Origin of the sequence: Oligoflexus sp. (genome assembly GCF_035712445.1) — a bacterium.
GTDB lineage: Bacteria > Bdellovibrionota_B > Oligoflexia > Oligoflexales > Oligoflexaceae > Oligoflexus.
In genome coordinates this window covers 129,765-144,773 of sequence record NZ_DASTAT010000063.1, presented here as the reverse complement: position 1 = coordinate 144,773, position 15,009 = coordinate 129,765, and the positions used below count along the sequence as shown (strand labels likewise).

The 15,009-nt window shown below is 54.0% G+C and carries 10 protein-coding genes; 3 read left to right on the top strand and 7 right to left on the bottom strand.

Going from position 1 to position 15,009, the window contains the following annotated elements; all coding sequences use genetic code 11:
• Nucleotides 1–220: 220 nt before the first annotated feature.
• Nucleotides 221–2,914: a TonB-dependent receptor domain-containing protein gene (locus VFO10_RS13390; RefSeq protein WP_325140915.1), complete on the bottom strand. Its 2,694-nt coding sequence runs from the start codon at nucleotides 2,912–2,914 to the stop codon at nucleotides 221–223.
• A 702-nt stretch (nucleotides 2,915–3,616) separates the two neighbouring features.
• On the opposite strand from VFO10_RS13390, the gene VFO10_RS13385 reads away from it, so the two are divergent.
• The gene (locus VFO10_RS13385) at nucleotides 3,617–4,537 is read left to right on the top strand and encodes a hypothetical protein (RefSeq protein ID WP_325140913.1); all 921 of its coding nucleotides are present in this window, start codon (nucleotides 3,617–3,619) and stop codon (nucleotides 4,535–4,537) included.
• 135 nt (nucleotides 4,538–4,672) lie between these two features.
• Here VFO10_RS13385 and VFO10_RS13380 read toward each other — a convergent pair whose 3' ends face one another.
• The 5 genes from VFO10_RS13380 to VFO10_RS13360 all read right to left on the bottom strand — a co-directional run bounded on the left by VFO10_RS13380 (nucleotide 4,673) and on the right by VFO10_RS13360 (nucleotide 9,772).
• Entirely contained in the window at nucleotides 4,673–5,476 is an 804-nt protein-coding gene (locus VFO10_RS13380; protein ID WP_325140911.1) for a phytanoyl-CoA dioxygenase family protein, read from the bottom strand.
• A 121-nt stretch (nucleotides 5,477–5,597) separates the two neighbouring features.
• Nucleotides 5,598–6,425 carry an alpha/beta hydrolase gene (locus tag VFO10_RS13375; protein ID WP_325140909.1) on the bottom strand — a complete coding sequence of 276 codons (828 nt, stop codon included), beginning with the start codon at nucleotides 6,423–6,425 and terminating at the stop codon, nucleotides 5,598–5,600.
• The gene (locus tag VFO10_RS13370) at nucleotides 6,422–7,453 is read right to left on the bottom strand and encodes an HDOD domain-containing protein (RefSeq protein ID WP_325140907.1); all 1,032 of its coding nucleotides are present in this window, start codon (nucleotides 7,451–7,453) and stop codon (nucleotides 6,422–6,424) included. The genes VFO10_RS13375 and VFO10_RS13370 overlap by 4 nt, the downstream gene beginning before the upstream one ends.
• A gap of 15 nt (nucleotides 7,454–7,468) precedes the next feature.
• Nucleotides 7,469–7,969 carry a hypothetical protein gene (locus tag VFO10_RS13365; protein ID WP_325140905.1) on the bottom strand — a complete coding sequence of 167 codons (501 nt, stop codon included), beginning with the start codon at nucleotides 7,967–7,969 and terminating at the stop codon, nucleotides 7,469–7,471.
• A gap of 174 nt (nucleotides 7,970–8,143) precedes the next feature.
• A complete protein-coding gene (locus tag VFO10_RS13360) occupies nucleotides 8,144–9,772 on the bottom strand; it encodes a hypothetical protein (RefSeq protein WP_325140903.1) in 1,629 nt (542 codons plus the stop codon).
• A 242-nt stretch (nucleotides 9,773–10,014) separates the two neighbouring features.
• Between VFO10_RS13360 and VFO10_RS13355 the strand changes: the two genes are divergently transcribed.
• Entirely contained in the window at nucleotides 10,015–11,466 is a 1,452-nt protein-coding gene (locus tag VFO10_RS13355; protein ID WP_325140902.1) for an NADP-dependent isocitrate dehydrogenase, read from the top strand.
• A 231-nt stretch (nucleotides 11,467–11,697) separates the two neighbouring features.
• On the opposite strand, the gene VFO10_RS13350 is transcribed toward VFO10_RS13355, so the two are convergent.
• The gene (locus tag VFO10_RS13350) at nucleotides 11,698–11,832 is read right to left on the bottom strand and encodes a hypothetical protein (RefSeq protein ID WP_325140900.1); all 135 of its coding nucleotides are present in this window, start codon (nucleotides 11,830–11,832) and stop codon (nucleotides 11,698–11,700) included.
• 465 nt (nucleotides 11,833–12,297) lie between these two features.
• On the opposite strand from VFO10_RS13350, the gene VFO10_RS13345 reads away from it, so the two are divergent.
• Nucleotides 12,298–14,994 carry a carboxypeptidase regulatory-like domain-containing protein gene (locus tag VFO10_RS13345; RefSeq protein WP_325140898.1) on the top strand — a complete coding sequence of 899 codons (2,697 nt, stop codon included), beginning with the start codon at nucleotides 12,298–12,300 and terminating at the stop codon, nucleotides 14,992–14,994.
• Nucleotides 14,995–15,009 lie beyond the last annotated feature (15 nt).

Here is a 15,009-nt window from a genome sequence, read left to right as displayed (position 1 = left end):
TCGGCATCAATTACGAAGCATGGCTTCCATGCTTCCGCTGTACCGGGCGAAAACTCTCAACGAGGACGAGGCGAGTCGCGTGTGCACATCTCTGATGTTGACGACGTTCCCGACTCGTCTCGACCCTAACGGCGACTTAAGTCTGACCGAACACACCATCACTAACATGTCGGTCAAACTCAGTAAGGGGAACATGCGTCCCCCTTTTTCCACTCAGAAATTACTCAAATTTATGAGCAACGGTTGCGTAAACATAGCGACCCATGTTGCTGTGAGCCTGCTGGTCGTACCAAGGCCATGTCGCGTTACGATCGTAAGCAGGTTTCGCATCGGCAAGATTTTGCACGCCGATACCAAACTCTGTTCCGAATGGAGCGACATAACCTGCGTTCAAACCATACTCGGCGTAGCTCTTAACATGGAAGTTCGACGCCGGATCAGCGAAATCGCAGGTGCCTGGCGTGTAACCGCCAGTGTGGGTATCATAGGCACTGTCGTAACGGACGTTCGCACCAACACTATACACCTTGGTGAGAAGGTCAGCCGTCAGGGTGCCATTGGGTCCGCTGGTATACTTCGCAACATCGCAAAGTGGATCGGTCGGAGTTTCCTGAGTCTTGGATACCAGAACTTTACTCAGACGAAGACCAGACGACAACCTTGCAAAACCAAAGTCATCATCATAACGGATGTTGACTTCAACGCCCGAACTCTCGTTCTTGTTCAGGTTAAGAAGCCTTGATTCAACATAGTATCCATCTTCATCTAGGGTACCGAATGGACTACGCTTGACAAAGTCTGCATACTTGTCTTCGTTGTTCAAGAGATACTGAGTCCCGAGCGCTCCAATCTTGTCTTTGATGACCAGGTTCCAGTAGTCAAGTGAGACGCTGACAGGCGTGATCGGCTGAACCACGACACCGAAGTTATAATAGGTCGAACGTTCTGGGTCGAGGTCGGTGTTACCTGTGGAACGTGAGTTCACTTCGCGTTCGTCACACTGATCTTCGGGAATTCCCTGGGTCTGGCAATAGACCTTATCGACCGCGAATTCCACGCCTTCGCTGATCTGCAGGAACCGATCGTGAAGGGGAGCCGCTTTGAAACCCGTACCGTAAGACGCGCGGACTTTTACGGAATCAACAAGAGGGTAAGACACGCCGGCCTTATACGTGGTGGCACTCTTGGCTTTGGCGTCGCCGCGACTGTTGGCGATGCTGTCATTTCTGACCGCAGTGCGCAGTTCGAGCTTGGGAATGATAGGCAGAGAGAATTCCACGTAACCGGCTGTCGTGTCCTGACCGCCGCCGCCCACACCACCGGCGGAACCAGCGATTACGCCCGACTGGGATACGGAATCAGACTGATCAAAATAGCTTTCCTGACGATATTCAGCACCGGCAGCCCAGCCCACTTTTCCACCGCCCAGTTCGACGGGAAGTTCGCCATCGAAGGCCAGAGAGTAAGTTTCGAGTTTGGATTCGCCCAAGCGGAAGATTTCGGTCTCAACGTCATCTTTGGCTTGGATCTTGGCATCCGTATCAAACTCATTCAGAACAAAGGGGTTGAAAGTGCCATCCTGGAAGTAGCCAATAACCTTGGACGAGTCAATGTTACCGCCAACGCCGAACTGAATGTTCTTCAGCTGGTGCCTGGTCGCAGCGAATTCCCAGTTGATGTCGTTGAAGGAGCCGGTCAAACCACCGATCAGGTTGAAGCTCTCGTTGTAATTGCTCGTCGCGCGCGGTCCGAATTCAAGGAAACGGCGACCGATACGGTACGACACATCATCGGCTTCGACTTTGTTCGGATCGTTAGGATCGAAGAACGGGCTGAGGGCCTTGATATCCTGCGGAAGGGCATTCCACTGCGCTGCGGTCAAACGGATCTGACCAGGAGCCGCACCGTTGCGGATATCGACTGAGGAGCGCGAAAAGCGGGCTTCACCGAAGAAATTGACAGAATCGGTCAGCTGATTGTCAAAGACCGTGTAAATGCTCTGGCGTTCCGTCTTGGGAATGGCCTGGTAAAGGGGGGCGATGTCGTAGTAGCAGCGACCATCATCACCTTTGGAGGCCTCATCACAGTCCGTGAAAGGACGGGTTTCGGTGGTCACGCTGGTGCCAGTGCCTTGGTTTCGGATCACAAACCCGGGCAGACCTGTGGGGCTACGGCCATCGTCGCCATCAGGAGAAATCGCCGACTTGATAAGGGGACGATCCTTCGCACTGACCCCTTCACGCTTGAAGATGTCGGCGGCGATCAGGAAATTGCCTTTGTCACCCGAAGCCCCGGAAACGACCTGCAGCGAGGTTTCGGTGCCATCTTTATGCTTGGCGTTCTGACCCATGCGAGCCACAACGGAAGTTCCGGAGTACTGTTTTCTTGTAATGATGTTAAGTACACCGGCCACAGCGTCAGAACCGTAGATAGCCGAAGCGCCGTCCGTCAGATATTCAATGCGCTCAACTGCAGCCAGAGGAATCAGGTTGAGGTCAACATAGTCATCAGCGATGGCGTTGGTGGGGAGGCGGCGGCCATTGACCAGCACGAGCGTATACTGGGGGTCGAAATCGCGACCGCCGAAGCTCGCTCCACCGGCGCTTTGCTGCAGAGTTTCGTTTTCCGTCGTCATGCCACCGGATGGAATGCGATTACGAATGAAGTCCGAAACAGTGGCCAGGCCGGAACGAGCGATATCTTCTTTGGAATAGGTGACGACCGGACTGGATGATTCAACGTCGATCTGCTTGATCCGGCTACCGGTGACGCGAATGACTTCCTTTTTTTTCTCACTCTTCTTGTCCGAGTTGGTCTCTTGCTTTGTCTCCTCAGCCTTCTGCTCCTGGGCTTGCGCGTTCACAAGCGAAGAGAGAAGCACAAGACTGACGACGCTGAAAATTTTTCGCTTCATCTGGTAGCTCCCTTTAAATACAAGCATTTCGTTAAAATTCGTGACTTTGGTCATTTTCTATACGTGAAGCTTTCGTAAAAAGCATCAGCAAATCGCCACACTATTCCGCAAAAACTTGGTATGACCGTCAGTCACAAGAGGCGGGAAACGCCTGATTGGCCGAAACTTGCTGGAGCTGTTCATCTTTTTGCATGCGGCTAGCATGGCTCTCCACCCAGCTCCTTGAATTTTATTCAACAAGCCAGGTTGAATCATAAGCCTCTGAACGAGCTGGGACTGAGAAACTTGAAGGGCATGGGATGGACCCGCATCCGCTTGGCGAGTGGGGTCTTGTGCTGGGGAGCGCAAGGGTTGGAGCCGCTGATTGTGGATACGTGTTGTTTGCAAAAATGTCGACTGATGATTCCCGACGTGACGCGAATTGTTCCCACTCGTCGAAACAAAGGCGGCTTGGAATAAACCTGATGCCTTGAACATACTTCCACCCTTTGCAATTAACAGCGGTACCCTTGCCAGACACAGGGCTAGGTGTAAATCCTTGGTGAAAACCTTGCAGGGACTCTCTATTTCGCGAAATGAGCCTGTCGGCGCAGACCCATCTCCGTGAGATCCGCAAGGTTTGAACGCCATAGCCTCGATGCAGTGGACTCAGAAGCGAAATTGTTGTATGAATGATCCACCTTCAATCACAGGGAGAATCCCATGACTAAACTTTTCAGCTCATGCGCGCTGACCTTTGCCCTTCTGGCATTCGACGTTCATGGTGAAGTCCAAAGTCTGAAACCTGAAAGCATGCTCGCTACGGCCAAGGCTTCGCCACAGGCGGTTGAGGCCCATGACCGCAGGGCCTGGCTCGAACTTTTTACGGATAAAGCCCAGATCGAAGATCCCGTAGGCGCTCCACGCCTGCAACGGCAAGGGCGTTCTGACCCTATATTCTCCCGCTTCTATGAAACCTTCATGGCGTCGACGCAGATTCAATTCATCGGTCACGGAGATTATTTTTCAGGTTCGACCATTCTGCGCGATGTGGATATTCGAACGGATATCAGCAGCGAATGCGGCGTGACCGTTCCTGCTTTCGTCAGCTATGATATTCAGGCTGTTTCCGAAGGGCCTCGCATCGCAGCATTGCGCGCGTATTGGGAGCTTTCCAGCAATGTCACGCAACTGGCTGCCCATCCACTGGCCTGCGCCGGCCCTTCGTGGGCTTTGAGTCAACGCATGCTGAGGGAACTCGGCGCATCGTATAGTCTAGGCTATAGCAAAGCACTCGTATCGGTCGGCTCCAAGGGGCAGGCTGTGCTTCGTGATATGATCGCGAGCATGACGGAAAAGAATCGAACCGGCTTTCTCAAACATTTTTCTCAGGCTGCTCAGGTTGATTGCAGCCCTGATGGCTCCGCGCAGACGCCTGAAGAGTTTTGGGAGGATGGGCAACGATCCCAGTTGATTTGGGCGGCAGACAGCAAAATGCTGAGCGCAGGACGCAACACGCTGGGCCATGTTCAATGGATGAATCAGGAGTCTTCCCAGGATACGGTTATTCAGCTGAGTTTTGATCAGCACAAGGCAAAGGTTGTCGCCCTGCGCTGTTACTTCCCCATCCCGGAACCTTTCTAAGCCAGCCCATGCCCGCAGGAGCCAGCCCCCTTGGGAGCCAGGGCCGGGAAATATCCGATAGCGTTGTTAGCTTTCGCGAAATCGACTTGGGATAGAATATAAAAGTATGGCGTGCGTTCGCAGTCTCCCGCTTCATCAGTACGAAAAGGTATCGTAGGTCTCGTTTCTGGGTTGCTGTTGAATCACATCGACGATGGGGTTGTAACGCAGCATACGCCGCGCCCGGTGCGAGAGTTCACCGACCATCGATCGCGGAATTTCAATCGAGACTTCGGGACGGTGCAGCCACTTGCGGCTATAGCCTATGACCACCATGGGTCTTGGCACGGGTGTGCGATTGGGTGTGCCGCGATGCAGGCCGCGTACATCGCGGATCATGACATCCCCACGCTTCATGGTGACGGCCTCCAGTTTGATTTCGCCCTTCTCCATTTTCATGATGCGCTCAGCCTTGCTCAAAAGGTGCGTTCCGGCAGCGATTTCAATGGGGCCATTCTCCTCATTCACATCGACCAGGGGGAAGTTAACGGCCAGCTGGAACGGAGGTGTCTCGATATGAAACTCGGGAAAGAGCGGCGGCGTGTCCCGATGAATCTCCTGATAGTCAGAGCCCAGGAGCGGCGTGTCGGTCGCCAGCTGGCACATCACAAAATCCTCGCCCACCAGTCCTTCGACGATGCTGAGGATATCCTCGTCTTCAAAGATCGTGGGATCAGCGAAGGGTTCGGCGAAAGGCAGCGTCACGTAATAGCGTTCCGCCCCGCGACCGGCTGTCGTGCCGCCGGTATCCATGTATGAGCGCAGCAAGGGCATAAAACGCTCGTTCCAATAATCGATCACAGCGGGCGAAAAATGATTCTCCAGGACGCAGTAGCCGTCGCGCAGAACTTTTTGGGTGAACGTCTTCCGTTCCTCGGCCGTATATCTATGATTTGCCATGAGAGTTTCCTGCTGATTATGCGGCAGCAGACGGATGCCGCCTGTTGTTCAGAACGCCGAAGCGTCTGGCCGTTTTATAGCAGATTCCGGTGTCGGGAGTCCAACAGATCGGGAGGAGGGCCTAGCGTAAAAATTCCAGCACATGAAGTCGATAAGGACTCTCTGGATCGGCGATAGCGCTCGTGTGTCCTTCGATGCTGACATCCATCCAGGTCTTGGGGGCAACAGCTTTTTCATAGAGTTCACGGCCGAGTTTATAAGGCACTACCGGGTCATGAGGATTATGGAGGAAGAGCATCTTCATGGAAAGTTTCGCAATGCCGTCGATCGGACTCCAGTCGTCCGTCACGAGAAAGGACAAGGGATACTGCAAAGGCCAGGTCAGAAAAAATCCACCGAGTTTTTGCCTTGCGATCCGGCGATAGGACGAAAAGCTGCTGTCGATGATGAGACTCTGAACCGGGAGTTCGGGACAGTGAGCCAGGCTCGCGATGGCCACGGCCCCGCCGATGCTCTGGCCGATCACGTGGACTTCATAGGTCTTGAGCACGGGATGCTGCGCCACCCAACGGAACACAGCGCAGCCGTCTTCCACCAGCCCTTCCCGCGTCGGCGGCGTCGCCGTGGAACGCCCGTAGCCGCGGTAATCGAAGGTTAAAACATCAAAGCCTTTTTCGCTGAGCCAGGCGGTAAACATGAAGTGACTCGTCATGTTCTCTGCATTGCCATGAAAATGGATGATCAGCTTTTTACGAGGCTCGGCAGTCAAAGCTTTGAACCAGAAGGCAGCGAGAAGGACATCATCCGTGGATGGAATGCGCTCGTCACTCAGCTGAAAGCCCATCTTTCTCGGATCATAAAGATCCTCCTGCACGGGATAATAGAAGGCCCCGTTGCAGGCCCCTAAAAATGGAGCCATGATCAGACCCATGAAGCGTACGGCCTTCAACTGGCCCGCTCCTGAATGGCAAGCGGCATCATCTCGTCGGCCAGCAGCTCCGAATCTTTTTGCGACAGGTGAAAACGCTGCTGCAGCTGGTGGAAAAGATCTTTATCCATCTGATGCGGCTGCAACCAGATCCAATGCGCAAACTGATTGGCCAGGGCCACCAGTTCATAGGGTTCGATTTGCGCCGCGTGGGAAACGGAGTGATGCCCCTGGATAGCGTCGATCGAAGCCTCGGAAAGACCCCAAAGAGCTCCTCCGATTTCACCGATGACGGTATGCTGATAGCCGGCGTGTCTCTGCTCGGCCGCGGTCCATGGGCCCAGCGTGTGAATGTCATTGATCTCGACCTGAAAACGATCGGCGATATCGGGCCGCACCAGGGCGAGGACGAGCTTGCCGAGATTGCAGAGGCAGCCTGTGATATAGGCTTCGTCCTCGATCATTCCCGTCTTGAATTTTTTGGATAGGTGTTCAGCGATCCTGCCGATGGTCATCGAATGATCCCAGAATTCATCGGTGTGAAAGAAACGGGTTTTGGGTTCCACGCAGCTGATGGCTGCGAGCAGGACGATTTCCTTCACATGATGGCGACCGACCAGCGAGATCGCATGCGACAGCGATTTCGGTTTGGCCTGATGATGCATGGTTTGATTTTCCGCGATGCGGATGATCTTGGCGGCCAGCAGCGGATCATGCCGGGCCAGGGCCGCGAGTTCATGCGAATCGGCGTTCGCATCATCAATCTTCTGCAGCAGCTCCATCACGGACGTGGGAAGCCGCGGCAGGGTGCGCAGAGCTGGGATTTGATTGAAGATGGACTGCGCTTCGCTGCTGAGCCTATGCATGGGATCATACCAGTCGTGGCGGCCTTTTTTAATGACGTTGGTGGATTCGCAGGCACAGTTGAACCAGAGGTGGCCTTCCTCACAGATCCGCCAGCGGCTGGTATGCGCCAGGAAATCTTCGGTAGAGTAGTAGAGGCGCCCGCAATTTTTGCATTCCATGATCGGCTGCGTTGTGGGTTCCATGCTGCATCCTTGAAATTAAAAGCTCATGGCAAGTTGAACATTCACGAAATATTTGGAACTGGCTTTCAGGGTAAAACTTTGTTCACTGCTATCCTGCATCGGCAGTGAAATGAAAACCACCTGCTCCACACTCGCGGATGGGTCCGCTTCCAATCCAAGCAGACGGGCGAGGTCGCTCTCATTCACAACCAGCGTGTCCGGATATCCGGCCGGGGTTTCCGGGGAACTGGCAATCCCCACGACCCGGGCCCGACCGCGTGGGGTCAGCAGATCTATTTCGTCCGGACTGATATAAAGAATCGCCCAGTATTCCGCGTAACTTTCCGCTTCCAACGCCACATCCAACGCATTGAAGCCGGAACGCATGAGTTCCCACGTGACAGGAAAGCGAAAAAAACGATGGCCGGGACGGGTAATATTGGGTTCCTCGGGACTGGCCAGCGCGGCCGCCTGCAGAGGAGCTGCGAGCGGGACGAGCAGCAGCAGAGTAAGGACACGAGCAAGCAAAGAAACCATTAAACATCCGGTCCCTGGTGAAGTGGATCAAACCACTCCATTGTAGGCCAAAAGGCTTGGTGATTAAAGAAGGTTTCCGTTTGCAGGAGTTCTTTTATGCGGCATGGAAGGGGTCGCAGCATTATGGCCGATTGGAGAAGGAAGCCGCCGGGCCGTGCACCCGGCGGCGGAGTCTTAGAAGAAGAAGCGCATGCCAAGCTTGTCGTCATAGCTTGCAGCCCCGCTGGAGAAGCGGGAGAAAGTCACAGTACCAGCCTTCAGCTCGTTGATGAGCGTTGTCATCGCGTTGCTGGTCGTGTTGGACGAGATGTTCGCCGTTTTCAAGTCGACCGTACCTGTCGGTGTTTTGGGAATCTCAAGGCCGCAGTTCAGTGCGTCGTTGTCAAACTTGAGACTCAGGTGACCGCCGGTGCCTTTGATCAGGAGCTTCAGTTCCGCTTCGGTTGCCGCCGTCCAGCCTGTCGCTGTTTTCTTCAGGTACTTGTAGCTGATGCTGCTCATCACGTCGTCGGATGTGTCCGCAGTGCCCTTGTCATCGGTATTGTACTTAACCAGAAGGATCACAAAGCCCATACCGGCGCTGAAGTCAGACACTTTCACGTCGGTCCAGGTGAAGACCTTCTCGCCCGCATCCAGAACGTATTTCCCAACAGGCGGCAGCGCCACTTCCTGGCCCAACTGATAGCGATCGTAGTTGGGGTTGACGGTATAGCTGTGGGTACACCAGCTGCCAGCAGCCAGAGTTCCACCGGACGGCAACTCGCTGCAGACCGAGGCCGGCATGGTCAGGGCGGATTCGAATTTCCACTTGTAGGTGGAAGGCGCCGCAGAGAATGTGCTCTTCTCCAGCTCAGGAATGATACCGGTGCCGGTATAAGCTACATTCACATTCGCAAGGCCACCCAACACGTCATCCGCGAACTTGTTTTTAAGGCTCGTGTGGAAGACCTGGCCGCCATTGGCGTCATTGATCGTAAAGCGGTTATGGAAATCGAGCACGTAGCGCACTTCTGTGCCTGTTACCGAACCATCCGCCGCCATCACAGGCGAATCCAGAACGCCATCGCCGTCGATATCGGGGTTGATGTAACGCAGGGACACATCGTCGATCGCACCGAAGGTGGTCGCTGTATCCGCGCTCATGCTGATGGCTTCCAGGATATCCGCATGCGCTGCTGTCGTGCTGGCCTTGCCGCCGACCACAGGGGTGACATCGCCCATGCTCACACCCACGTTCCCGCGGGTTGGAGCGATGGTATCGAGGGTCTCTGAAGCAAAGCGGCTCACCATCATATCCGCGCCGGTTTTGGTGGCATCCACATAAGCCAGTGTCCAGGGCGAGGGTTCGGGCGTCGCGCTGCTCGTACCGTCTTCTTCCGCAGATTCCTTGATTTTCGCAATCAGCTGCTCATCACTCAAATCCGCGATTTCCGTGGCCACATCAGGATGCTGTTTCAAAAGACGCTCGCGATCCACTGTCGTGCCATCGGCATTGATGTAGACCGTGAAATCATCTTCGGCAGACGTCGGAATCATCAGACGGAATTCACCCGTTTCTTCGTCCACGGGAAAGGCCAATTTGCGGCCGTTTTCCGTATTCAGGGCCACAACATGGGTGACCTTGCTGCCAGCTGTCAGCAGGGCGTCCAGCTGCAAAGTTCCTGTGACAGCGAAACCTTGGGAGCCATCACCCAGTTCTGAACCATCGGTCGCGGACGAATCGGAGCTGTCCGACTTTTTCTTGCCGCACGCTTGGACGAGGGCCAGAGATGTGACAAGCGAAACGGTAAAAATCTTCTTCAAGATGCAACCTCCTCTAGTTTTCTTTCGTGCCTATCGGTCCTGGTCACCTGTCACTAAGCCTCCAGCTCATACTTTTCATACAGGAAGCAGGGTCTTGCGGTATTCCGAAGGTGCGGTGTGCACTGTTCGGTTTAACCGAACAATCCCTACAGATTTTTCTGATTTTCTTAAGTGAGGCTTCTTCCGATACTCAGATATCGCCTGGGAACTCCATCCTGGCCTTATCGTGAAGGGATCAAGCCATGCAAAAACCAAAGCCTCCGTACAAAGTCACCGTTATTCCGGGCGACGGCATCGGACCTGAAGTGACCGCAGTCACCAGACGTTTGCTGGAAGCTGTCGGTGCGCCCATCATCTGGCAGGAGGCGGAAGCCGGGGCCAAGGTTTTCAGGAAAGGAATTCCCTCGGGCGTGCCCCAGGAAACGATCGACTCGATTCTGGATACGGGCCTTGTCCTGAAGGGGCCGCTGGAAACACCCGTAGGCTACGGGGAAAAAAGCGCGAACGTCACGCTCAGAAAGTCCTTCGAAACCTTCGGCAATATTCGCCCTATTCGCATCATCCCCGGCGTCCCCACGCCTTATTACGGCCGCAACATAGATCTCGTGGTCGTGCGTGAGAATGTCGAGGACCTTTATGCGGGCATCGAGCATATGCAAACACCGAACGTCGCCCAGTGCCTGAAGCTCATGAGCCGCAAAGGTTGCGAAAAAATCGTGCGCCTCGCCTTCGAAGTCGCCCGCGCCGAGGGCCGGACCAAGGTCCACTGCGCGACCAAGGCGAACATCATGAAATTAACAGAAGGCCTTTTGAAACGAACTTTCGAAGAAATCGCCAGCGAATATCCGGACATCACAGCCCAGCACATCATCGTCGATAACTGCGCGCATCAGCTCGTGCGCTTTCCCGAGCAGTTCGAAGTGATCGTCACTTCAAACATGAACGGTGATATCCTTTCCGATCTGACATCGGGCCTGGTCGGTGGACTCGGGTTTGCGCCGTCTGCGAACATCGGTCGCGATGTGGCCATCTTTGAAGCCGTCCATGGTTCGGCCCCATCCATCGCCGGAAAAAATCTGGCCAACCCGAGCGCCCACGTCCTTTCCGGTGTGATGCTGCTCAGGCACCTGGGCCTTTTCGCGGAAGCGGAGCGGCTGGAAAACGCCCTTCTTTACACCTGGGGTTCCGGCGCTGCAGCCACCAGCGATGTCGCACCTTTGCACGAGGCGGTCGGCACGAGCGTTTTTGCTGAACTCGTGGAATCCAATCTGGCAACAGCGCCGGGGCGGACGCAGACGCGGCCCTATCGGCCTTGGGATATGGGCCGCGTCTATAGCTGCGATAAACAGCCTGCAAAACGCCAGGACGTGGGTGTGGATGTCTTCATCGAAAGCACAGCCCCTTTGCAGGAAATCGGCCGCGAATTGGAACGCTGCGCCCAGGGTTTGCCTCTGACTCTGACCATGATCTCGAACCGCGGCACCAAGGTCTATCCGGATGCTGTGGCCATGCCTGATCTGGTCGATCATCACCGCTGTCGCTTCAACCGGAAGGCCGGTGCGCCCATGCCTCAGGACGCGGACGTCCTCGAACTTTTGAGACGCATCAGCACCATATTCCGTTGGATGCATTGCGAAAGGCTGCTTGAAGTCGAAGACAAGCCGGCCTTCACCAAAGCTCAGGGCGAGAACTGAGCCAAAGTCAGTCGAGGCTGTAACCTTTTCGAGGGGCTCACGGCCCGTCTTCAGTCGGTGTGAGGAGGTCGAGTATAAGGCTGGTTTTCTTGCCTGACACCATCTTCGGTTCCGCAGGTTTTTCTGAGTTTATCGGTTCCTGGCTTCTCAAGGTGGAATCAGGCATCGACTTGCAGCCTATGCTTGCGGCGAGCCATAAGTTTAAAGCTGCCAGACGTCGAATTTTTGGATTCATTTCGATACTTCCTTGCCCAGAGTGCAGACCATAGCATCGGTCGCGTCCTTTCCTATCGTGAATGGATGACCGCTGCTATAGGCGATCACGGCCAAACGAAAGCAGTCATCATTGGTGACGGGCTTGTTCATGATGCGTGAGTACCATGCGCTTACCTGGTCAGTCTCTGAATTCTTGCCGATCACCTGGAATCGACCAGGGTTGACCTTGACAGCTGTTACAGTGTCGAAAGAAAACTGAGCAGGCTGCTGGGAAAAGCCCGAAGTGGCAAGCGTAAAGGAAACAAAAAGTAGGTGCCCTCACGTCCTAGGAGCGCGGCTCCGCCCCGCACTTTTTCCTGCGGCTCTTTCAACTGTGACTGAAAAGTAAGCTTTAGAAATCCTATTCAACCCTAACAGGTTAGCCTGCTTCACAAGCTCACCAGGTGCGAGCTTGTGCAAAATTCCAAAAGACCGCTTTTTTTTAATCAGTCTGGACCGATGGGGGTCTTGGTGTGTTCGTGACCTTGTGATGGCCGGCCTGGCCTGGGATGGACGATGCTAGCAAAATACCAATCGAATCTTTTTCTTGTAGCGGTCTTGGGGGTCTTGGGGGTCTTGGGGCCAAGCAATTGCAGTGACTCCAACAGCTCATCGAGCCGCGTCGTGGAAGTCGGGTCTGCCAGCGTTGGTGGAACGATCAGCGGTACCCTTATGGTTTCCGAAGGCGCATCAGCGTCTTCTGTTGCGAATGCCAATATCACGGTCCAGAATCACCCGGAAATTGTAGGCACCACTTCTGGGGATGGTTCGTTTGTCCTCGACAATGTTCTGCCGGGCACTTTGAACGTAATCGTGACGTCCAGCGATGGAACATCCCTAACGGAAGGCCCAGCTCAATACGCAAAGATGTTCAAGGACGTTGTGGTTCGCCATAAGGAAACCAATCAGCTGGGAGCGCATGAGTTCAAAAAGTCTGGTGCTGTCAGTGGCAAGGTAACGTTCTTTGACAATGCCAATAATCTGGATCTTACAGGCTCCGACGTCTATATTCCGGGAACCTCCTACATCGCCAAGACGGATGAAAACGGAGCCTTTACTCTGGCCGGACTTCCTGAGGGAACGCTCACTCTGAAAGCGCAGCACACCGGCTTTGCCATCCTAAGCCTGGAAGTGGAGATCAAGTCCGGTGAAACAGTCGATCTAGGGGAGCTCCCGCTTTCTTTGTCCAATGGCCCTGAAGGTGCTTTGTCCATTCGCTCAGACATGACTCCGAGCATCGCGGGTCGAACGGAAAAGCTGTCGCTCAGTCGTAAGGTGCTTCTCGACATCAGTTTTGACAAGAACAGTTCGCTCATGAAGATCTCTGATGAACCTTCCTTTTTGAATCGCAACTGGGTTCCTGTGGCAAGAACCTACGAGTGGACCTTTGAGAACGATGGGGCTAAAAAACTTTACGTCATGTTCTCTGATCTCAACGGACTGGAAAGCTCACCCTACAGCGACAGCATCCTGGTGGATACAGAGGCTCCTACGCTCAGCAGCATTCAAATTCTCAATGGATGGGAGCAAAGCGCTGCCCGCAGCGTCTCCATCGATTTGCTTGCTGCGGATAGTGGCTCGGGTCTAGCAGAGGTTCTTTTCAGCAACATTTCCAATAGTTTCCAGGAGAGCGATAAGCAGTCGTTTAACAGCCGCCTCGACTGGCAGCTCAGCAGCAGTGATGGTGCGAAGATCGTTTATGCCAAAGTTCGTGATTACGCCGGACGTGAATCGACAGTGGTGCAGGATAACATCAACCTGGCAAGTACGGGACGCACTATTGTTTACGCCACAACTTACACAGACGACGTCGTGCTCAAGAAGGGGCAGAGTCCCTTCTGGTTCAAACAAGGTGCCGAATCCCTTATTTTCAAGGGACGCCTGACGATTGAGGCGGGAGCCACGGTCTTTGTCGATGATAATCTGTCCGTTAAATTCAACGGGCCTGTCCGTTTCGAGGGCAGTGCGGCCGACCCTGTGACCATCAGGACGGTAACGCTCAATACAGGAAGCTGCATGCCTGGGGGCGGTATGGAGCTTCTTTTCAATGGAGCCCCTCCCGGAGTCACGGCTGGCAACCTGATACGGTATGTGAAGTTCCGATCCATTCGTCAGATCAGACTGAATGGTGGCCTGGTTGAATATAATGAGTTCGACGGCAGCGGTTGCACCAATACCACAACTGGAGCCATCTATAAGACTGGTTTGGATAACCTCATGGTCCGCCATAATACTTTCAATGCCTGGGAAACTGGATTGAGCGTCAGTGAGGGGGACGGCAACACCAGTTTCATCAATAACTCGGGAACTTTCTCGGCTGGTGTGAAGCAGTCAGGAACGGCAGCGAATACGACGGTCACGGGCAATCAATTCACTTCCCATGAGTTGGCCGCGAACTACGATGGCTTGCTGAGCTGGGGTAATAATGCTGACATTCTTGGTTATGCTCAGAACAGCTTTGCCGGGAAGGGCACGACCCTTTTGATAGATTCTGGGCGAAGCACGGATTTGAATCTAACAGGTCTTTCAATCAGTGAGTGTCGCCGCCCCCTATACAGTAGGAATAATCGAACAACGACAGTCAGCCAATCCACCTTAAACTGTGAATATGCTGACATGAGTACCCATTACTCGACAGCGAGCGTCATTTACCAACAGAATGTCATAAAGGTAAGCAAGGCCTTGATCACAGGCGGAAGCTCTGATTCGGGAGCTGTTCAGTTTTCAGCGAACAAGCTGACCATCGACTGTGGCAATAGTCCAGGTACTTACTGTGATCTGTTCTATGCTCAGGGCAAGGAATGCGGGACTTCTGACAATGGTAATCACGGTTGCTGGAGTTCAAGTCCATCCTGTTCCGTTGACAACTATGTCAATGCCAGCCTTGACGCTAACAATATCTACTGTAAAGGTGATAGCAGCTCAGGATGCAGGGGATTGACCCTGCATCTGGCGCCTAATAACGCGAATACCGAAGCGGATGAAGCGGTCTCCTGCAATTTCAACTATGGCAATGGCCTCCAGCTCTCATTGGACAACAATTATTGGGAAAGTTCGGCTGGCTATAAATCCATCGCCCAGGGAGCTAACCTTCAGGCCAGTGCTTTGACGGATAATGGGTATACAGCCTCAACTTTCGATACAGTGGCAGGACTGAGCAGTAACTCCATTATGGCGAGCTTTCTTATGCCCATCGCAGGCCAAACGATGAGCTTTACGGGCTGGCCAACTTCTGTTAACACCAGAGCTTTCAATACCAGCGCACCGCCGTGAGGAAAGGGCGATTTC

Excerpts from the sequence above, each read along its gene's own strand:
- VFO10_RS13365 (WP_325140905.1), bottom strand. The coding sequence starts at position 7,969 with ATGGTTTCTTTGCTTGCTCGTGTCCTTACTCTGCTGCTGCTCGTCCCG.
- VFO10_RS13370 (WP_325140907.1), bottom strand. The coding sequence starts at position 7,453 with ATGGAACCCACAACGCAGCCGATCATGGAATGCAAAAATTGCGGGCGC.
- VFO10_RS13380 (WP_325140911.1), bottom strand. The coding sequence starts at position 5,476 with ATGGCAAATCATAGATATACGGCCGAGGAACGGAAGACGTTCACCCAA.
- VFO10_RS13350 (WP_325140900.1), bottom strand. The coding sequence starts at position 11,832 with ATGAACAAGCCCGTCACCAATGATGACTGCTTTCGTTTGGCCGTGATC.
- VFO10_RS13355 (WP_325140902.1), top strand. The coding sequence starts at position 10,015 with ATGCAAAAACCAAAGCCTCCGTACAAAGTCACCGTTATTCCGGGCGAC.
- VFO10_RS13390 (WP_325140915.1), bottom strand. The coding sequence starts at position 2,914 with ATGAAGCGAAAAATTTTCAGCGTCGTCAGTCTTGTGCTTCTCTCTTCG.
- VFO10_RS13385 (WP_325140913.1), top strand. The coding sequence starts at position 3,617 with ATGACTAAACTTTTCAGCTCATGCGCGCTGACCTTTGCCCTTCTGGCA.